Source organism: Campylobacter blaseri, from assembly GCF_013201895.1.
Lineage (GTDB): Bacteria > Campylobacterota > Campylobacteria > Campylobacterales > Campylobacteraceae > Campylobacter_B > Campylobacter_B blaseri.
This window is the reverse complement of sequence record NZ_CP053841.1, coordinates 1,624,552-1,645,945: the sequence shown is the minus strand read 5'-3', so window position 1 is coordinate 1,645,945 and position 21,394 is coordinate 1,624,552. Positions and strand designations below refer to the sequence as shown.

General features: G+C 32.5%; 14 protein-coding genes, 2 tRNA genes, 3 rRNA genes and 1 pseudogene. 18 read left to right on the top strand and 2 right to left on the bottom strand.

The annotated features are described in order from the left end of the window. Position 1: 1 nt before the first annotated feature. Complete coding sequence (locus tag CBLAS_RS08105) at positions 2 to 223, bottom strand: MoaD/ThiS family protein (protein ID WP_106869949.1); 222 nt, start codon at positions 221 to 223, stop codon at positions 2 to 4. A 92-nt stretch (positions 224 to 315) separates the two neighbouring features. Here CBLAS_RS08105 and nspC point away from each other — a divergent pair, with 92 nt between their 5' ends. The 18 genes from nspC to CBLAS_RS08015 all read left to right on the top strand — a co-directional run bounded on the left by nspC (position 316) and on the right by CBLAS_RS08015 (position 20,381). Beyond that, positions 316 to 1,452, top strand: a complete 1,137-nt coding sequence (gene nspC / locus CBLAS_RS08100; protein ID WP_106869951.1) for a carboxynorspermidine decarboxylase — start codon at positions 316 to 318, stop codon at positions 1,450 to 1,452. A 521-nt stretch (positions 1,453 to 1,973) separates the two neighbouring features. Beyond that, positions 1,974 to 2,681, top strand: coding sequence for a molecular chaperone TorD family protein (locus CBLAS_RS08095; RefSeq protein WP_106869953.1), 708 nt, complete (start codon positions 1,974 to 1,976; stop codon positions 2,679 to 2,681). Next, positions 2,678 to 2,860, top strand: coding sequence for a twin-arginine translocation signal domain-containing protein (locus tag CBLAS_RS08090; protein ID WP_106869955.1), 183 nt, complete (start codon positions 2,678 to 2,680; stop codon positions 2,858 to 2,860). The genes CBLAS_RS08095 and CBLAS_RS08090 overlap by 4 nt, the downstream gene beginning before the upstream one ends. A gap of 29 nt (positions 2,861 to 2,889) precedes the next feature. Next, positions 2,890 to 5,712, top strand: coding sequence for a formate dehydrogenase subunit alpha (locus CBLAS_RS08085; RefSeq protein WP_172658216.1), 2,823 nt, complete (start codon positions 2,890 to 2,892; stop codon positions 5,710 to 5,712). An 11-nt stretch (positions 5,713 to 5,723) separates the two neighbouring features. Then, the gene (gene fdh3B, locus CBLAS_RS08080; protein WP_106869961.1) at positions 5,724 to 6,326 is read left to right on the top strand and encodes a formate dehydrogenase FDH3 subunit beta; all 603 of its coding nucleotides are present in this window, start codon (positions 5,724 to 5,726) and stop codon (positions 6,324 to 6,326) included. Positions 6,327 to 6,402: 76 nt separating this feature from the next. Next, positions 6,403 to 7,356, top strand: coding sequence for a formate dehydrogenase subunit gamma (locus tag CBLAS_RS08075; RefSeq protein WP_106869963.1), 954 nt, complete (start codon positions 6,403 to 6,405; stop codon positions 7,354 to 7,356). 10 nt (positions 7,357 to 7,366) lie between these two features. Then, positions 7,367 to 8,146, top strand: coding sequence for a formate dehydrogenase accessory sulfurtransferase FdhD (gene fdhD, locus CBLAS_RS08070; protein ID WP_106869965.1), 780 nt, complete (start codon positions 7,367 to 7,369; stop codon positions 8,144 to 8,146). A gap of 3 nt (positions 8,147 to 8,149) precedes the next feature. Then, positions 8,150 to 8,878, top strand: a complete 729-nt coding sequence (locus CBLAS_RS08065; protein ID WP_172658215.1) for a winged helix-turn-helix domain-containing protein — start codon at positions 8,150 to 8,152, stop codon at positions 8,876 to 8,878. Further along, positions 8,878 to 9,069, top strand: coding sequence for a sodium-dependent tyrosine transporter (locus CBLAS_RS08060; RefSeq protein ID WP_106869967.1), 192 nt, complete (start codon positions 8,878 to 8,880; stop codon positions 9,067 to 9,069). Before CBLAS_RS08065 ends, CBLAS_RS08060 begins: the two co-directional genes overlap by 1 nt. 74 nt (positions 9,070 to 9,143) lie before the next feature. Further along, positions 9,144 to 9,743, top strand: a complete 600-nt coding sequence (gene yedF, locus CBLAS_RS08055; RefSeq protein ID WP_106869969.1) for a sulfurtransferase-like selenium metabolism protein YedF — start codon at positions 9,144 to 9,146, stop codon at positions 9,741 to 9,743. Further along, the gene (selD, locus tag CBLAS_RS08050) at positions 9,740 to 10,759 is read left to right on the top strand and encodes a selenide, water dikinase SelD (RefSeq protein ID WP_106869972.1); all 1,020 of its coding nucleotides are present in this window, start codon (positions 9,740 to 9,742) and stop codon (positions 10,757 to 10,759) included. Before yedF ends, selD begins: the two co-directional genes overlap by 4 nt. Positions 10,760 to 10,781: 22 nt before the next feature. Continuing rightward, complete coding sequence (locus CBLAS_RS08045; protein ID WP_157940008.1) at positions 10,782 to 12,113, top strand: DUF945 family protein; 1,332 nt, start codon at positions 10,782 to 10,784, stop codon at positions 12,111 to 12,113. Between the two features lie 801 nt (positions 12,114 to 12,914). Continuing rightward, positions 12,915 to 14,429 (top strand): 16S ribosomal RNA (locus CBLAS_RS08040). Between the two features lie 162 nt (positions 14,430 to 14,591). Continuing rightward, positions 14,592 to 14,668 (top strand) — tRNA-Ile (locus CBLAS_RS08035). An 85-nt stretch (positions 14,669 to 14,753) separates the two neighbouring features. After that, positions 14,754 to 14,829 (top strand) — tRNA-Ala (locus CBLAS_RS08030). Between the two features lie 773 nt (positions 14,830 to 15,602). Next, positions 15,603 to 18,615, top strand: a 23S ribosomal RNA gene (locus CBLAS_RS08025). Between the two features lie 445 nt (positions 18,616 to 19,060). Continuing rightward, a 5S ribosomal RNA gene (gene rrf / locus CBLAS_RS08020) occupies positions 19,061 to 19,178 on the top strand. Together the 16S, 23S and 5S rRNA genes with 2 tRNA genes alongside form the textbook arrangement of a ribosomal RNA operon. 909 nt (positions 19,179 to 20,087) lie before the next feature. Continuing rightward, positions 20,088 to 20,381, top strand: coding sequence for a ComEA family DNA-binding protein (locus CBLAS_RS08015; protein ID WP_172658192.1), 294 nt, complete (start codon positions 20,088 to 20,090; stop codon positions 20,379 to 20,381). Between the two features lie 245 nt (positions 20,382 to 20,626). Here CBLAS_RS08015 and CBLAS_RS08010 read toward each other — a convergent pair. Then, a pseudogene (locus tag CBLAS_RS08010) lies at positions 20,627 to 20,875 on the bottom strand (FtsW/RodA/SpoVE family cell cycle protein); the annotation flags it as partial. Positions 20,876 to 21,394: the final 519 nt, after the last annotated feature.

Below are 21,394 nucleotides of genomic sequence, written 5' to 3'. Positions count from 1 at the left end.
TTTAACCTCCACAAACAGGCGGTAAAAGTGAAATTTTATCTCCATCTTTTAAAGTAGTATTCGTATCACTCACAATTGTATCGTTTATGGCAACTGCGCAAATTTCTAACCACTCTTTTAAAGAAGTATCTTTATTTAGTATCTCTTTTACATCGCTTAGACTAGATGCTTCTAGCTTTATACTCTCTTTTCCTATAGGTCCTAAGAATTCTATTTTAACCATATATAGTTATCCTTTATAAATTGTTTACCTAAATTGTAGCTAAAAATTTATAAATTTATATATAATATTAAAAAACAAGAAAGGTCTATTTTATGAACTTAAAAGATATAAAAACCCCAGCATATGTATGTGAAGAAGAAAAGCTCATCAAAAACTTAGAGCTTTTAAAATATGTTGGAGAAAAAAGTGGGGCTAAAGTGTTATGTGCATTAAAAGGCTTTGCATTTTCTCCTGCAATGCCCTATATTGATAAATATTTAAATGGTGCGACTTGTAGTGGATTGTATGAAGCAAAATATGCGCACGAGTTTATAAAAAATGGAGAGATTCATACCTATTCACCAGCCTTTAAAGATGAAGATATAGATGAAGTATTAAAGATTTCAAATCATATTGTTTTTAATAGTTTTAATCAATGGATTAAATTTAAAGATAAAGCTTTAACTAGCAATGTAGAGTGTGGACTAAGAGTAAATCCAGAGAGCTCTTTTTCTCCAACCGATGCATATAATCCTTGTGGCAAATTTAGTCGTCTTGGAATAACAAGGTTAAATTTCAAAGAAGAGTTTTTAGACGGTATTAGTGGTCTTCATTTTCATGCACTTTGTGAGGAAAGTAGCGAAAGTTTAGAAAAAGTATTAAATAAATTTGAAAATTTGTTTGGAGAGTTTTTGCCTAAGATGAAGTGGGTAAATTTTGGTGGTGGACACCATATAACTAGAAAAGATTATAATGTAGGACTATTAATGGAATTAATTAAAAATTTTAAAGATAAATACAGACTTGAAGTATATATTGAACCAGGAGAGGCTGTGGGGTGGCAAACTGGGTATTTGGTAGCTAGTGTGCTTGATATTGTTGAAAATGGAAAGAAGATTGCCATTTTAGATGTCTCAGCAGAAGCTCATATGCCAGATACTGTGCTAATGCCGTATCGCCCAGAAGTTAGGTATGAGAATAAAAATGGCAAATATGGTTATTTGCTAGGAGGAAATACTTGTTTAGCAGGCGATATAGTAGGGCTTGCAGCAAATGATAGCGATTATTTTTTTGATAAAGAATTAAAAATAGGAGACAGAATTATTTTTGAAGATCAGATTCACTATACAATTGTTAAAAATACTACATTTAATGGTGTAAAGCTACCCGATCTAGTTATGGTAGATAGAGATAATAATGTTATCAAAAAAGTAAATTTTGGTTATAAAGAGTATAGAGACAGGAATTAAAAACGAACCAAAATTTCATTATAAAATTATTGAGAATAATATATACTATATGCTTAAACATTCGGTATAAAGACAGTTTGTGGTTAAGCAAATTGCCTTTGTGTCTTTTTGTGCCATATGTATTTAATTAGGTAATTAAAACATAGCTAAAAGCAGTCAAGTTGATATTTAAAAACAAAAACACCCTGTATTGAAAACCCCATATAATGGAGATTAAAACTAAGTTTTAATTAAAAAATCTGGTTTATTAAGAATAAATTAAGAAAATAAGTAAATTTGATTAATTTTTTAAATTAATATAAAATTATAAAATTAATATAAAATTATAAGATAAAAAAGTTAGAATATTAAAAAGTACTAATAAATATGAATTTTAAAAAGTTAATATATGATTTTAGGAATAATATGCAAAATATACATATTTATAGAATTCTTTATTTTTTAAACTAATTAGTAATTTTATATCCTCACTAAGTGAAGTTGTAGTAAATTTACATGTGATAAAAATCTCAAGGTTGCAAATGATAGACAAAAAAAATGTAGAAAAAGCAAGATTGTTATACTACTCAGTACTCTCTAAGCTTTTTTGTTTTAGCTATGATGATGATAGATTCTATGGTCTTATTGACGGGCTAAAATTAATGCTTCAATCGCCTTTAGATAGCAATAGCGAGATTGCATTAAGAAATTTAGTTGAAAGCATCAATGAAGATTATTCCAATCTTTCAAAGGAATATGATGATATATTTCATGCACCACCAAATCCAGTTAGAACAACTATTAGTTATTATGATGAGGGTTATGAAACAGGGGTGGCATGTGTTGCAATCAAGCGAATATTAGCAAAAACTACAATAAGGCGAGATGAGTCTAAGTATGTTGAGCTGGAGGATAATTTTGGCTTTATATTTACGATAATGAGTAAATTTATAGAGCAATGCATAGATGGAAATGAGAAATACGAGGAGTATGCAGAAGAACTTTTTGTAAACTATTTAAATGTATTCATTGATGAGTTTTTAAATGCCATTTATTTACATGAGAAATCAAATTTTTATAAAGATATTGTTAATTTGATGGTTAGCTTTTTTGAGTTTGAAAGAGCTTATTACGAAGTGACTACTATAGAGTCTAATAGTGCTATTAAGGTAGCTGATGGATTATCAAGATCTGAAGCTGCCAGGAGAGCTAAAAACAAAGCAAGAAAAAACAAAGGAGTGCAAGAATGAATTCTAAAAGAAGAGAATTTTTGAAGAAAACTGCTATTGGAAGTGCTGGTGTTGTGGGATTAGCAACTATGTCATTTGCTACAACGCCAGAAAATCTTAAAAAAGATAGCGGTAAGAAAAAAGAGGTTTTATATAAAAGAACCCCAGATTGGGATCTTTATTACAGAAATGCTAAATAGTTTAAATAATTATTATAGAAAGGAAAAATATGTCACAAGTTAGCAGAAGACCTTTAAGTTCAAAGATTGGACGAAGGTCTTTTTTAAAAATGGCAGCTTTGTCTAGCGCAGTTGGTGCTGGCGGAGTTATAGCATCAGCCAATGCAACAAGAGAAGCTACGGATGCGGAAGTAAAAAACCCATATCCAAATGCAAAAAAAGTTAAAACAATCTGTACAGCATGTTCGGTAGGGTGCGGTATAATTGCTGAAGTTCAAGATGGTATCTGGGTAAGACAAGAACCAGCACAAGATCACCCTGTTAGCCTAGGAGGCCACTGCTGTAAGGGTGCCGATATGGTTGGTTTGCTTCGTTCAACAAACCGTTTAAAATACCCAATGGTAAAAGAAAACGGTGAGTGGAAAAGAATTAGCTATAAAGAGGCACTTGATAGAATTGGCGAACAATTAAATAAATATCAAAAAGAAAACCCTGATCAGGTTCAATTTATGGGCTCTGCAAAGGTTAGTAATGAGATAGCTTATTACATAAGAAAATTTGCAGCATTTTATGGAACAAATAATATAGATCACCAAGCAAGAATTTGACATAGCACAACAGTCGCCGGTGTGGCGAATACATGGGGTTATGGCGCTATGACAAACTCACTTAATGACATGCAAATGTCTAAGGCTATTATTATTTTTGGTGCAAATCCAGCAGTTTGTCATCCAGTTGGTTTCCAGCATTTCTTAAAAGCTAAAGAAAATGGAGCTAAGATAATAGTTGTAGATCCAAGATTTACACATACTGCAGCAAAAGCTCACTATTATGCACAAATTAGACCAGGTACAGATATAGCATTTATATATGGAATGCTTCATTTGATATTTAAAAATGGTTGGGAAGACAAAGAGTTTATACGCGATAGAGTTTATGATATGGAAAGCATTAAAGAAGAGGCTCTTAAATGGACTCCAGAGGTTGTAGAAAATGTAACTGGTGTAAAAAAAGAGACTCTTATAGAGATAACTGAAGTATATGCTAAAAATAGACCAGGATCACTTGTTTGGGCTATGGGTCTTACTCAGCATACTATAGGTTCATCAAATACTAGAATTGCTCCAATTTTACAATTAGCTCTTGGAAACATGGGTGTAGAAGGCGGTGGAACTAACATACTAAGAGGCCATGATAATGTTCAAGGTGCAACTGATATGGGCTGTCTAGCTGATAGTTTACCAGGTTATTACGGATTAGCTGAAGGTAGTTGGAGATGGTTTGCTAAAAACTGGAAAGTTGATTTTGAATGGCTACAAAGTAGATTTTATAGTCCTGAGTGGATGCATAAAAAAGGCTTTACACTTGCAAGATGGTGGGCAGGTGTTCTAAATGGAAAAGATGGAAACGATAAAACGCATAACTCAAATGGAGATAGTCTAAAAGCACTTGTTGTTATAGGGAATGGAATCACATCAATTGCACAACAGGTAAAAGTAAAAGAGGCACTAGATAAGCTTGAGCTTCTTGTTTTATCAGACCCATTTGTTAATGAAGCTGCTGTGATAACCGATAAAAAAGATAATGTTTTCTTACTTCCTGCTGCAACACAATATGAGAACTCAGGTAGTGTTGTTGCAACAAATAGATCTACGCAGTGGAGATATCAAGTAGTTGAACCTCTTTTTGAATGCATGAAAGATCAAGATTTATTATTTGAACTTGCGAAAAGACTTGGTTTTTATGATGAACTTACTAGATCTATGCAAGATGAAAATGGTAACTTTACTTGGCCTGAAGATGCAACTAGAGAGATAGCTAGAATTATGAAAACTATAGGATTAACAGGGGTTACTCCAGAAAGAATTAAAAAACACACAGATAATTGGGATAAATTTGATCACAAAACTCTAATGGGCTTTGGGGAGTGCGAAGGTGAATATTATGGATTGCCTTGGCCATGTTGGAGTGAAGAACATCCAGGAAGTCCAAATTTATATGATATAAGCAAGTCTTTCATGGAAGGTGGAATGGGCTTTAGAAACAGATTTGGACTAGAGCATAATGGTGTTAATCAATTAGCAGCATATGGATCAGCTCCAAAAGATGGCTCTATAAATGAGGGATATCCTGAAATTACAAAAGCCAATATTGAAGAGGTTTTAGGTATTACCTTGACAGAAGAAGAAAAAGATAAAATGGGAGCTAATTGGAAGGTTGACAATAGCGGAATTATACTTAAAAAATGTATAGAGCACGGCATAGTTCCTTATGGAAATGCAAGAGCTAGAGCTAGAGTTTGGCAATTTGTTGATCAAATTCCACTTCATAGAGAGCCACTTCATAGCCAAAGACATGATTTAGCAGAAAAATACCCAAGTTTTGATGACAAACCAAATCACTGGAGAGTTGATACAAAATATAAGAGTCTCCAGCTAGAGAAAAACTATAGTAAAGAGTTTCCTATAAATTTAGTAACTGCAAGACTTGTTAATATGAATGGTGCTGGTATGGAAAACAGAGCAAGTGCACATCTTGCAAGATTAACTCCAGAGATGTTTTGTGATATTAATCCTGAATTGGCAGCTAAGTATGCTATTAAAGATGGCGATATGATTTGGGTTCATTCTCCTGAAGGAACTAAGATAAAAGTTAAAGCAAGATTTACCCATTCAGTTTCAAAAGATATGGTATTTTTACCATTCCATTTTACAGGTATTATGCAAGGTGTTGATATGTCAGGTAATTTTCCTGATGGAACAAGGCCATATGCAATAGGTGAAAGTGCAAACACAGTAACTAATTATGGTTATGATATTGTCACTCAAATTCCTGAAACAAAAGGCGGTTTATGCCGCATAGAGAAAGCATAAGGGGGTAGGTAATGTCAACAGTTAGAATGAAATTTTTATGCGATTTGGAAAGATGTATCGATTGTGATGGTTGCTCTATAGCTTGCGATCTAGGGCATGAAATGCCTTTAGATGTTAGAAGAAGAAGAGTTATAACTTTAAATGAAGGAAAGCCAGGGGAGGAATTTTCAACTTCTCTTGCTTGTATGCATTGTACTGATGCTCCTTGTGCTCAAGTATGTCCAGTAAATTGTTTTTATATAAGAGAAGATGCGATAGTTCTTCATGATAAGGATACTTGTATTGGCTGTGGATACTGCTTGTATGCATGCCCATTTGGTGCGCCGCAATTCCCAAGAGGAAAAGCGTTTATGCCAAAAGGAGCTATGGACAAATGCACTATGTGTGCAGGTGGTCCAGAAGAAACAAACTCAGTTGAGGAGTTTCATAAATATGGACAAAATAGAATCTCAGAAGGTAGAGTTCCTTTATGTGCAGCTATGTGTTCTACTAAAGCACTGCTTGTTGGCGATAGTCAAGAGGTAGATAGAATTTATAGAGAAAGAGTAGTTGCTCGTGGATACAGTAAAACTCCTATGGAAACATTGGAAGAATATCCGGGACAAAAATGGTAGACTGAATTTATAGCATACAAATTTTTAAGCTTGTATGCTATATAATCTATACTAGAAATTTTTTAGAAGGATATTTATGAAAAAAATTTTATTATTTTTATGCTGTTTTACAGGCTTATTTGCTACAAATAGCGACTTTATAAGCCAAATTCAACACGATAGTTTAGTTTGGGCAGAAGGAAGAGCTACAAATATACCAAAATATTATGATAGTTTTTTCACTGAATTTTTTGTGACTTGGCAAGCTAATGGTTATTTTGCAATGCTAGCTGCTGTAGCAATAGCAGGCGTTATAGCTGCTTTTGCTGTTCATTATGCAATAGTAGGACCTAAAATATTTTCTCATGATCATGGAAAGGTTTATGCTTTTAATGTCATCGAAAGATTGGTTCATGCTATAGCTGCTGTGGCATGGGTCATTTTAGTTCCAACTGGTGTCATTATAATGTTTGGAGATACTTTTGGTGGTGGCGCTTTTGTAAAAATTATGCAATATTTGCACTTAATAGCAACTGTTATGTGGGCGATTGTTATAATACCAATGTTTTTATTTTGGGCAAAAAGAATGCTTCCAGCTGTTTATGACATTAGATGGGCTATAATGGTTGGAGGATATTTGTCAAAAGATAAAAAGCCAATTCCAGCAGGTAAATTTAACTTTGGTCAAAAAGCTTGGTTTTGGGTTTGTACTTTAGGCGGGTTTGCTATGATAATAACTGGTGCTATTATGTATTTTATAGATTTTCCAATACCAGGAGTTAACTCAGAAGTTTTAGGTATCTCTCAAATAGACCTTTTAAGAATATCCGCAGTAGTGCATAATCTTTTAGGCGTTGCATGTGCAGTATTTTTACTTGTTCATATTTATATGGCTGCTTTTGCTATTAAGGGTGCAATTCACTCCATGATTAATGGATATAAAGAAGAAGAAGAAGTTTATATTCTTCATCATTATTGGTATCAAGAGCTTCTTGAAAAAGGTAAAATTCAAAAATCAGTTTTTGAAAACCAATATACTAATTTAATATAAAGGCATTAAAGTGGAACCAATTTTTTCAACACAAATAACAAAAATTAAAGGACATGATAAATTTATTACTGATGACATTTTGGTAAAAGAGATTCAGCTAAATATTTTTGTAAACGGAGAAAAAATTGGTTCTATAATGTCAACACCTGTGGATCAAAAACCTCTTGCGATAGGTTATTTGATGAGCGAGGGTATAATTTTAAATATTAATGATATTAATAAAATAGAACTTTCAGACGATGAAGAGTCTGTTTATATCGATGCTAAAGCAAACGAAGATAGTATAAAAAAACTAACGACAGAAGGTGTAATTATAAGTGGATGTGGAAAAAGTATGACTGCCAATATTGATCCTAATTTAATTTCTGCAAAAATTATTGACAATCCAGTAGTTTTTAGCAGGGGATTAATTCTTTCAAGAATGGCTACTTTTTATACACAATGCGATTTATATGAGCAAACAGGTTGCGTTCATACTGCAAAACTTCATGTTAGTGATAGAGAGTTCTATATAGGGGAAGATATAGCACAACATAGCACAATTGATAAGGCTGTAGGAAAAGCTAGAATGAAAGATGTTGATCTGAGTAAGTCATTTTTAATGGTAAGTGGTAGGCTTAGCTCTGAAATGGTAGCTAAAGTTGTTATGCATCAAATTCCAGTTCTTGTTTCAAGAACTGCACCAACACATCTAGGCGTAGAAATTGCTAGAAAATTTAATCTAACACTTTGTGGATTTGCTAGAGGTAATAATATGAATATCTATAGTGCAGCTGAAAGGATAGAGTAGTTTATGCGAGAAATAATTATAGAAAACATTAAAAAATTTAGCACTAAAGAAAAAAAGATAGATTGTGGAGCTGCTTTTAAGATTGCTAACAAACTCGATGTAGATATAGAGCAAATTGGAAAAATTGCTAATGAGATCGGGATTAAGATAGCAAGTTGTGAACTAGGTCAGTTTGGAAAATATAAAAAAGAAATTGCATCAAGTAGCAAAAATGCACTAGAAAAACTAAAACCTTTTATAGATGAAAAAGATAGGGTTTTTTGTGAGGATGCTAGAAATGCTGCACAAGGAATAGGCTTTAAGACAATTAGAGCAATATTGAAAAAAAATAAGATAGATGTTAAGTATTGTAAATTAGGTTGCTTTAAAGAAAAGAAGGGTAAAACTATGGTTGTAAAAACTAAAACATGGATAGAAAATTCTAAGGGCGAGCTTCTTTTTGGAAAAGGTAAAACTGAAGTTTTAGACGTTATATCTCAAGCTGGAAGCATTAAAGCAGCTTCGGAAATTTTAGATATGAACTATAAAAAATGTTGGAACCATTTAAAAATTTTACAAAATAATCTAGATGATGATCTTTTTGAAACAAGACAAGGTGGCGGTGAACAAGCTGGAACAACTCTTAAACCAAGAGCTTACGAGCTTATTGACGCTTATAAGCAACTTGAAAAAGATATAGAAGAGTTTGCTAACAAAAGGTTCAAAGAACTATTTTTAAAAAAGGAAATATAATGTATATAAAACTAAACGATAGAGTGTATTTAAACGCAGATAGAATAACAAGAATTAAAGTTGATAATGTTCAAGATGGAATTAGAATTAGATTTTATGAAGGTGCAAATCAAGTAGCAAAAAGTGGTAAATTTCCAAGTGAAAAAGAGGCACTTAAATGGATAGAGGATAATTTTATAAACAAACAATAAAAAGATTTATATTTTTTCGCTATAATATAGCATTAAGCTTTGAGTTTCAAAGATGCTATTTATGAGGAAAAAATATGAGAATTGATTGCAGAAATTTAGAGTGTCCTGAACCTATTATAAGAACTAAGGATGCTCTTGAGAAATTAAAAATTGGAGATATGCTTGAAGTAATTGTTAACGACATAGCTCCAAAAGAAAATATTAAAAGATTTTTAAATACAAATAACATTAGTTTTGAAACCAATGAAAATGGTGGTGAATTAATATTTGTTATAACAAAAACAAACGAAATACAAAACAAAGAAACAGAACAATACAATTGTCAAATTTCACCAAATTCAAAGACTGAAAAAATTATTTATTTAAATGAAGATACAGCTGGAAGTGGCGAAGTTGGAAAAAACTTACTTTCAAAATTTTTAGGTGCTATTTTAAATGTTGAAAACAAACCAAAGGCTATAATTTGTGTTAATAATGCTGTTTTTATGACCACAGATAGATCTCACGTTAGCTACCAAGTTTTAAAAAATTTAGAGGCAAATGGCATTGAAATTTATAGTTGTGGAAGTTGCTTGGAGGCTTATAAGATAGTTGATAAACTAAGTATTGGTAAGATTACAAATGCTTATGAAGTTATGGATATGCTTACTAAATATGAGGCCATTAAACTTTGAAATATAGAAATTTTAACTTAACTAAATTTGTAAAAGCTGCTGGTTGAGCTGCAAAAATAGACCCGGAGGGTCTTAACAATAGTGTTTCAACCCTGCTAAGTAAGAGTGAAAATTTACTCTCTAGCACGACTAGCAATGAAGATGCTAGTGTATATAAAATTAGTAATGATTTGGCATTAGTGCAAACTCTTGATTTTATAACACCTGTTGTTGATGATCCATATATTTTTGGTCAAATAGCAGCTGCAAATTCATTAAGTGATGTTTTTGCAATGGGTGCTAATGTTATAAATGCTTTAAACATAATTGGCTTTGATAGTTGCAATTTTGGCAATAGTATTTTAACTGAAATTTTAGAAGGTGGTAAAAGTAAAGTAGTTGAGTGTGGTGGTAAACTTGTGGGTGGACATAGCATTGAAACGCCTGAGATGTATTATGGATTAAGTGTTACAGGAGTAGTTCACCCTAGTAAATTTTGGAGTAATAATACTGCGAAAATTGGAGATGTTTTAATTTTAACCAAACCTTTAGGAACAGGAGTTCTAAGCACAGCCATAAAAGCTAATATGCTAGATATTAAAGATACAAAAGAGGTTGCTTCTATTATGGCAACTTTGAATTTTTACGCTGTAAATGCTTTAAAAGAAGTTAATGTGAGTGCTTGCACTGATATAACTGGCTTTGGGCTTTTAGGGCATATTAGTGAGATGTTAAATGATAATATATCAATTAAATTATATCTTGATAGTGTTCCAATTTTGGAAAGTGCTAAAAAGTCAGTTGGTTTGGGCTTGGTTCCAGCCGGTGCATATAAAAATTTACAATATACTAAGAAATTTACAAATAAAAATTTTGATATAATATATTCTGACCCACAAACTAGTGGGGGACTTTTGATTGCAGTTTCGCAAAAAGATATGGTTAAAGCCTTATATAATTTAAAAAGTGAAGGCTATGAATACTCTGCCATAATAGGCGAAGTTGTAAGTAAAAATGAATTTGGAATAATACTTTAAAAATTTAATAAAAAGGATAAAAGTGAAAAAAATTGTAATTTTTTTGGCACTATTTGTTTTAGTGTATATAGGTGGTAGTTATTACTTGGGCCTTAAACACTCACAAAGATATGATGAAATATTTACACAAAAGCTTCCAAAAGATATAGTAGTTAAAAATAGCCATAAAAATGGTATTTTTAAAACAAAAAATATAAGTGATGTTGTTTTTTCAAAGGAGTATTTGGCTAATATTTTAGGATTAAATAGTAGTGATATAAAAGAGGATTTAAGAGTCGAGATATCAACTACTATCATACATCCTTTCTTTTCATTGGTTAGCGGAACTAAGGGCGAAGGGTTTATCAAAATACTCTCCTATAAAGATATTGCAGATAAATTTTTAAAAGATAAACAAATAGTTGAATATAGCTTTGAAGTAAAAGGGAAAAATAATCAAAAAGTTCATTTACAAACCACTCAGATAGAGTACAAAGATGAGATGGGAGAAATTAAGTTTAGCCCAATAGTTGCAGATATTGAGTATATAAGTGGTGGTATCTCTAAGGTTAACTCAAAACAAGAGAGTTTTAAACTAAACTTTAAAGAAAATGACTTAGAATTTGAGCTGGATGATATCATATATAATACAGTTTTTGACGAACCTTTAAAATTTGATTATGGAAATTTATATAATCTTGTAAATTCTAGTTCTGAATTCGGTTTTAAAGATTTCATTTTAAAATTAGAAGATAAAAAAAATGGTGAACTTAAGTTGAGGTTTTCAAACTACAATGACAAAAGCAGAGTTAATGTAAAAAATTCAATAGTTGATATTAAAAGTATATCTAGTGCTAATAAATTAATTATAGATGTTGATAATGAAAAAATACAGCTAAATAATATAAAATCAAATATATCTTTAAATAATTTCAATAAAGATTTTTATGATAAATTATTTAAAGAACTTCAAAACAATACTTTAGCAAATTTAAATGAAGAGGATTTGCAAGATTTTATTAAGCTTTTTATAGAAAAAAATCCTTCAATTAATTTAGAAAATTTAAGTTTTAAATATGATGATAAGTATGACTTTGAGCTAAATTTTAAAACAGGTGTTAAAAAATTTGATTTATCAAACCCAATGGAAGGTTTAAAAAATATATATTTAGATGGAAAAACTATATTCAGTAAAGACATTATTGATTTATTCTTGGCAAATGATACAGAAACTAAAGAAATGTTAGTAAATAGTCAAATCATCAAAGAAAGTGGAGATAATTACGAAGTATCATTTAAATATGATAAAAACCAAATGGATGTTATTATAAATGACAAAATTGGTATTAACCAATTTTTATCAACCCAATTTTAATCTTTAAAATTCAAGCAGGATATTTAAAATGTAGGTGATTAAATTTCACTTACATCTATTATTATAAATTTATATTTTAAGCTATTTTATTTACTATGTGCAGATACTTAGAAATTTATCTCCAAACCTTGCATACAAATCTATCTATAATATCTTGTATCTTTACACTATCTATTATCTCTCGATCTTCTCTTCTCATGCTAACTCCTTCTAAAACACTACCAAATTAATCTTTAAAAGTATATTTAAATTTATTCAATCTATCTTTTAGCTATACACTTAACTATTATTTTAAAAACCATACTTTACTTTATTAATTCTTTTTTATATCCTCTTTTTATTTTATATATCTTTTTGCTTTCTAAAACAACTTTTTGCACTTTTTAACTTTTTCTAAAAACTTTTATTTTTTATTCTATACTTTTATCTATCTTTAAGCTTAACTTGTATATAATTCTATTTCCGCTTTGAGAGATAGCTTTTTAAAGAGTTAATGTATAACTCTTATAATAAGGGCTTTTAAAGCATGTTTTTTAAATTATAAATGTTAAACTATTTTAAATTTACAAAGTCAATCTTTGAAATCTAAACTAGTGATCGATTGAGTCAGATAATTTTAAATTATATTATATAATAATAGTTTAAAACTATAACACTAAAACTATCTTTTTTTGTTTAAAGAGAAATTAGTAAGTTTTAAATATACTATTAAAAATCAATTTAAAGTTTTAGATTAAAACTTCATAACTAAACAAACTAATCTTAAATAAGAGTTTTTCTTATTTAAATTAAAAACAATTTTTTATGGAGAGTTTGATCCTGGCTCAGAGTGAACGCTGGCGGCGTGCCTAATACATGCAAGTCGAACGATGAAGCTTCTAGCTTGCTAGAAGTGGATTAGTGGCGCACGGGTGAGTAATGTATAGCTAACCTGCCCCTCAGAAGAGAACAACAGTTAGAAATGACTGCTAATACTCTATACTCCTTCTTAACATAAGTTAAGTCGGGAAATGTCTTTTCGCTGAGGGATGGGGCTATATTGTATCAGTTTGTTGGTGGGGTAATGGCCTACCAAGACTATGACGCATAACTGGTCTGAGAGGATGATCAGTCACACTGGAACTGAGACACGGTCCAGACTCCTACGGGAGGCAGCAGTAAGGAATATTGCGCAATGGGCGAAAGCCTGACGCAGCAACGCCGCGTGGAGGATGACACTTTTCGGAGCGTAAACTCCTTTTGTTAGGGAAGAATAATGACGGTACCTAACGAATAAGCACCGGCTAACTCCGTGCCAGCAGCCGCGGTAATACGGAGGGTGCAAGCGTTACTCGGAATCACTGGGCGTAAAGGGCGCGTAGGCGGATTATCAAGTCTCTTGTGAAATCTGGTGGCTTAACCATCAAACTGCTTGGGAAACTGATAGTCTAGAGTGAGGGAGAGGTAGATGGAATTCTTGGTGTAGGGGTAAAATCCGTAGAGATCAAGAGGAATACCTATTGCGAAAGCGATCTACTAGAACTCAACTGACGCTGAGGCGCGAAAGCGTGGGTAGCAAACAGGATTAGATACCCTGGTAGTCCACGCCCTAAACGATGTATACTAGTTGTTGCTGTGCTAGACACGGCAGTAATGCACCTAACGGATTAAGTATACCGCCTGGGGAGTACGGTCGCAAGATTAAAACTCAAAGGAATAGACGGGGACCCGCACAAGCGGTGGAGCATGTGGTTTAATTCGAAGATACGCGAAGAACCTTACCTGGGCTTGACTTCCAACAAATCTTTTAGAGATAGAAGAGTGCTTGTTTACAAGAATGTTGTGACAGGTGCTGCACGGCTGTCGTCAGCTCGTGTCGTGAGATGTTGGGTTAAGTCCCGCAACGAGCGCAACCCACGTGTTTAGTTGCTAACAGTTAGGCTGAGCACTCTAAACAGACTGCCTTCGTAAGGAGGAGGAAGGTGTGGACGACGTCAAGTCATCATGGCCCTTATGCCCAGGGCGACACACGTGCTACAATGACATATACAATGAGAAGCAATATCGCGAGGTGGAGCAAATCTATAAAATATGTCCCAGTTCGGATTGGAGTCTGCAACTCGACTCCATGAAGCCGGAATCGCTAGTAATCGTAGATCAGCCATGCTACGGTGAATACGTTCCCGGGTCTTGTACTCACCGCCCGTCACACCATGGGAGTTGATTTCACTCGAAGCCGGAATGCAAAACTTGCTACCGTCCACAGTGGAATTAGCGACTGGGGTGAAGTCGTAACAAGGTAACCGTAGGTGAACCTGCGGTTGGATCACCTCCTTTCTAGAGTACAATAGATATTTCTCACAAAATATCTATCATTAGAAAATACGATTAAAATTAAAAATCTCAATCATCACGGTTTAGATTTCATAGATTGACTTAGATAAATAAAAATAAGACTAATAGAGTAATTAATCAGTTATTAGTTTTAGTTTCCCGAATGGGCCTATAGCTCAGCTGGTTAGAGTGCACCCCTGATAAGGGTGAGGTCATAAGTTCAAGTCTTATTAGGCCCACCATTATGACTTTAAACAATTAAGTTTATAAGTTGTATCTTATCATTAGAAGGAAAATTCTTAATTATTATATAAATAATAAAAAGATGGGGAATTAGCTCAGCTGGGAGAGCGCCTGCCTTGCACGCAGGAGGTCAGCGGTTCGATCCCGCTATTCTCCACCATTTATATTTAAGTTGATTTAAAAACAAAAATAGAAGTAAATAATAAATAGTTTAACAAAGTACATATAAGTATATTAAGTTTATAATAAAATACTATATCTTTTAAATAAGATTTAAAAGTATCTTATTATAATTACTATCTTAAAATAATATATATTATAATTTAGTCTAAAATATAGATAATAATAGTCTAAATAAAGAGTTATTAATATATCTAACTAATGAGTTTATCTCTTTTTAGTTTATAGATATAAGAAATAAATAACTTTTTATTTAGATTACTAAGAGTTAATTTTAGAATCTAATGTTATTTAAGTTATCATTGTTAAAAGTCACAAAAAAGTTTTAATAAATTAAAACAATTTTACAGGACTTGTTAAGGCTTTAAATAAAAGACTACAAAAGCAAATCTTTAATACCAAACTGTTATCTGGTTTTAAATGATCAAAGATTAATATCACGACTTATATAGGTTTTTAAAACTTATCTATATATAGTTTTTAATCTCTTTCCGTCTTAAGTCTAATATTTAAATACTATAAGGTTATATACATATAATTTTATCTTTAACAAGGAAGTGATGCGTAATTAGAATATAAACATAATCTAAAAATATAAAAACTTCTTTTACCGATTAAGACTTAACTATTAGCTAATAATTTGTTTAATTGCAAATTTACGACACTTCTTTAGAAGTGTTGTGCTTTAGGTGGGTCAAGGGAGCATAGCTCCTTGTCGGAAGACTAGCTTTGCTAGTCTGAGAAGTAAAAAAAAGGTAAGCTACTAAGAGCGAATGGTGGATGCCTAGGTTAGTAGAGGCGATGAAGGACGTGCTAGACTGCGATAAGTCTCGGGGAGTTGTCAAGAAACTTTGATCCGGGAATTTCCGAATGGGGCAACCCAGTATATAGTAATATATACTACCTATATGGGGCGAACGTTGGGAATTGAAACATCTTAGTACCAACAGGAAGAGAAATCAAAAGAGATTTCGAAAGTAGCGGTGAGCGAAATCGAAAGAGGGCAAACCACTAGTTTACTAGTGGGGTTGTAGGACTGTAACATAGAATTAACAAGCTTAGCAGAATAATCTGGAAAGATTAATCATAGAGGGTGATAGTCCCGTATGCGAAAAGTAAGTTATACTTAGCAGTATCCTGAGTAGGGCGAGACACGTGTAATCTTGCTTGAAGCTGGGTAGACCACTATCCAACCCTAAATACTACTACTAAACCGATAGTGCACAAGTACCGTGAGGGAAAGGTGAAAAGAACTGAGGTGATCAGAGTGAAATAGAACCTGAAACCATTTGCTTACAATCATTCAGAGCCCTATGATTTATCAGGGTGATGGACTGCCTTTTGCATAATGAGCCTGCGAGTTGTGATGTCTGGCAAGGTTAAGGAAACCCGGAGCCGTAGCGAAAGCGAGTCTTAATAGGGCGTTTAGTCAGATGTTGCAGACCCGAAACGAAGTGATCTATCCATGAGCAGGTTGAAACCGGTGTAAGAGCCGGCGGAGGACCGAACCCATTGACGTTGAAAAGTCCTGGGATGACTTGTGGATAGGGGTGAAAGGCCAATCAAACTTCGTGATAGCTGGTTCTCTCCGAAATATATTTAGGTATAGCGTTATGTAGTAACTAAAGGGGGTAGAGCACTGAATGGGCTAGGGCATATACCAATGTACCAAACCCTATCAAACTCCGAATACCTTTAGTGTAATCATAGCAGTCAGGCGGCGAGTGATAAAATCCGTCGTCGAGAGGGAAACAACCCAGACTACCGACTAAGGTCCCAAAATCTTATTTAAGTGGAAAACGATGTGAAGTTACTGAAACAACCAGGAGGTTGGCTTAGAAGCAGCCATCCTTTAAAGATAGCGTAATAGCTCACTGGTCTAGTGATTTTGCGCGGAAAATATAACGGGGCTAAAATAAGTACCGAAGTCGTAGACTTGCACACTACTTAGCTCTTTTAATTATAGTTATATTTAAAACTAGCGATAGCGATTTTTGCTTTAGCAAAAAAGTTTTAAAATATCTTATGATAAAAAAAGAGAGTTAAGTTGTGTGCAAGTGGTAGGAGAGCGTTCTATTCAGCGTTGAAGGTGTACCGATAAGGAGCGCTGGAGCGGATAGAAGTGAGCATGCAGGCATGAGTAGCGATAATTAATGTGAGAATCATTAACGCCGAAAACCCAAGGTTTCCTACGCGATGCTCGTCATCGTAGGGTTAGTCGGGTCCTAAGCAAAGTCCGAAAGGGGTATGCGATGGAAAATTGGTTAATATTCCAATACCAATTATTATGCGCGATGGAAGGACGCTTAAAGTTAATGGAGCTAGCTGATGGAATAGCTAGTCGAAGGATGTAGATTGAGTTATAGGCAAATCCGTAACTCTTTATTCGAGATCTAACAGGCTTATGAAGCTCTTCGGAGCGGATTAAGAATCCATGATACTATCGAGCCAAGAAAAGTTTCTAAGTATAATAATAATTGCCCGTACCGTAAACCAACACAGGTGGGTGGGATGAGTATTCTAAGGCGCGTGGAAGAACCCTCTTTAAGGAACTCTGCAAAATAGCACCGTATCTTCGGTATAAGGTGTGCCTACTAAGGTATTAGGATTTACTCCGAAAGCTTTAGAGGTTACAATAAAGAGTCCCTTCCGACTGTTTACCAAAAACACAGCACTCTGCTAACACGTAAGTGGATGTATAGGGTGTGACGCCTGCCCGGTGCTCGAAGGTTAATTGATGGAGTTAGCATTAGCGAAGCTCTTGATCGAAGCCCGAGTAAACGGCGGCCGTAACTATAACGGTCCTAAGGTAGCGAAATTCCTTGTCGGTTAAATACCGACCTGCATGAATGGCGTAACGAGTTGGGAGCTGTCTCAAAGAGGGATCCAGTGAAATTGTAGTGGAGGTGAAAATTCCTCCTACCCGCGGCAAGACGGAAAGACCCCGTGGACCTTTACTATAGCTTGACACTGCTACTTGGATAAAGATGTGCAGGATAGGTGGGAGGCTTTGAGTATATGACGCCAGTTGTATATGAGCCATTGTTGAGATACCACTCTTCTTTATTCGGGTAGCTAACTAGCATGAGTTATCCTCATGTAGGACAATGTCTGGTGGGTAGTTTGACTGGGGCGGTCGCCTCCCAAATAATAACGGAGGCTTACAAAGGTTGGCTCAAAACGGTTGGAAATCGTTTGTAGAGTATAAAGGCATAAGCCAGCTTAACTGCAAGACCTACAAGTCGAGCAGAGACGAAAGTCGGTCTTAGTGATCCGGTGGTTCTGTGTGGAAGGGCCATCGCTCAAAGGATAAAAGGTACCCCGGGGATAACAGGCTGATCTCCCCCAAGAGCTCACATCGACGGGGAGGTTTGGCACCTCGATGTCGGCTCATCGCATCCTGGGGCTGGAGCAGGTCCCAAGGGTATGGCTGTTCGCCATTTAAAGCGGTACGCGAGCTGGGTTCAGAACGTCGTGAGACAGTTCGGTCCCTATCTGCCGTGGGCGTAAGAAGATTGAGGAGAGTTGACCCTAGTACGAGAGGACCGGGTTGAACCAACCACTGGTGTATAGGTTGTTCTGCCAAGAGCATCGCCTAGTAGCTAAGTTGGGATGTGATAAGAGCTGAAAGCATCTAAGCTCGAAGCCAACTCCAAGATGAATCTTCTTTTAAGAGCTCTAGTAGACTACTAGTTTGATAGGCTGGATGTGTAAGTGATGAAAGTCATTTAGCTGACCAGTACTAATAGCTCGTTTGCTTACTTTTTAATTTACTTTTATCAGTCGAACAAAGTCCGACTTAAAGTAACAAACACTAAAGTTACGCATTTACTATGTAAATGTTAGATAAAGGTATAATAAGCATCACTTCCTTGTTAAGGATAAAGAAGTTTAGCTTTGTAGTATCTTTGCACAAAAGCTCAAACTATTTCTTCACTCACTACCAACAAGGTAGCTTGTTTGAAATAGTCCAACCTTTTGCACAAATGTATTATCAAATCCAAAACTTAATTAATGGCAAATAATAAATATTTGTTGATTAAGTTTGTAATAAAACTTATATTAATAACAAGAATAAATGTTTTACATTAAAACTTTTGACTTTTAACGATTAACACTTAACAGTGTTTAATAAGAGAACTAAATTTAATAAAGTAGTTAATTAGACTATCTTTTATTAATCAATTAAAATAGTTTTTTTATTTAACACTGTTCGTGGCTATACAGACGAGGAAACGCCTTGTTCCATCTCGAACCAAGAAGCTAAGCTCGTCGTGGCTGATGATACTCTCTCTTACTGGGATGTGGGAAAGTAGGTCGCTGCGGACTTTGTTAATTTATAACTAATATACTAATCAACAATTATTCAACAATATATATTCTAGCTAACTTAATAATTAAAATTATAACTATCATAACAAAATATAGAAAGTTAATTATGTTAATAATTAAAATTATAAACATAGAGTATAAAATCTATTAGTTTATTAAAATCAAATTATGTAATATATTCTAATTAGTTGTATTTATTTTTCATCTTTATAACTACACAAAAGATAAAAAGTTAATTAATATAAATATTTTTTGCAATACTCTAAATTCTATTATCTTTTAGGTTTATAAATAGTATAGATTATTGTAGCTTTAATTAAAAAATCATCAAGTATTCTTAAAAACTACTATCTTCTTTATACTTATTATAAGCCTTTATAAAACATAGATTTACTTTTATTCTACCTTTTTGCAAAAAAGATATAGCCACTACTACTGTTATTTCTAGCTAAGACTTTTTTCTTAGCCTTTATTATGTATGGCTTAGTTTTTTCATGAACAAACATAGTGTAATAATTTAAATAAAAAGGATTTGGATATTATCTAAATTTACATATAGGTGGATAAAATAACTTAAATAAAGTTATTTAAACATTAAAGTATTTTAATAATTTCAAAAGTATCTGGTTTTATTGATAATATAAATAGTTTAACTTAACAATAATACTCGATTATGATACATTAATTTAATAGCAATTACTATTTGTATTAATTTAGTATTTTATTGACATTACACAAATTGTTTTAGTAATAATTCAATTTTTTTATCTATTATATATTAACATCTATTGTATCTATCTTTTAAAAATACTTACTTATTAAATTATATATTTAGTTTAATTATTTCAGCAAGATAAGATAAAATTTCAGCTATATTTAGTCCATAATCAAACAAAGGAAACAATCATGAAAAAACTACTTTTAACACTACTACTTAGCTTTACATTCTTATTTAGTGCAATAAACATTAATACTGCTTCAAAAGAGGAACTTATGAGCATTAAAGGTGTTGGTGAAAAGACAGCAGAGTATATAATAGATTATAGAAAAGATAAGAAATTTGAAAAGATAGAGGATATTAAAAATATAAAGGGAATAGGTGATAAGAAATTTGAAGTTATTAAAGATGATATAACTATATCAGGTAAAACAATAACAAAAAACAAAGATAACAATAAAGATAGTAGTAATAAAAGATAGATTATTATAGATACTAGGTTTTTAAATTAAGATTTTAAATAAAATAAAGCTAATAATATAAAATCTTAAATACTGTTTTTAAAAATAGTATTGCGTATTATATTTATTAGCCTAACTAAAATGATATGTTGGTTATCTTATAAAATAAATTAGTTATTAAACTTTATTTTAATGCTTATATGTTTTTAGTATTTAAGAATTTAGCACTTAAACCTATGCTAATTTATGATTTTTAATATGTTTGACTATATATTAATTTTTAAGAGTCTATACTCTTTATCAAACCTAAATGCTAATAAATTCTGGAGTATTCCAAAAAAACACATAAAGGTGATAAAGCTACTACCACCATAACTAAAAAAGGGTAGAGGTATACCAACCACAGGCGCAAAACCTATGGTCATGGAGATGTTGACGGATATATATATAAACATCATAATGGCAATTCCATTTGTGATAACTCTTGCTAAAAAGTCATCTTTTAATTTGTGGTTTGTTATTTTAGATGAATAATCTTGAAGCTGCTAATAAATTAATGATAATTTAATTAAAATTTATTTAATTTTTGCTTGGACATAATTAATCAAAATAATATGTTTAATTAGCATAAAAAGAGTGTATTATAAATTCAGTAAATTTATAAAATCTTGAAATCTTTTATGATGTTTAATAAATTATAACAATTACAAAAACAATAAAAACTATCTTAATGTTATGAGTATCTTCTAAGATTATTTATATGTAGATAATAAACTATTCATATAAAAAACTATATAAGCAATAAAATGTAAAGAACTTTTATTATATTAAATAGAGTAATATTATTTTATATAAATTTATAATATAAATTTAGTTATTTTATTACTTGAGTTTGCATAATAAATCCAAATAAATACAGAGCCTAACAAATTAATAATACTAATATGTAAAATATTTTTAGGTAAATAGATTATTGTATATTAAAAATAGAATTATTTTTTATCAAAAATTAAGCGGGGGGGGGGGGGTAAAAT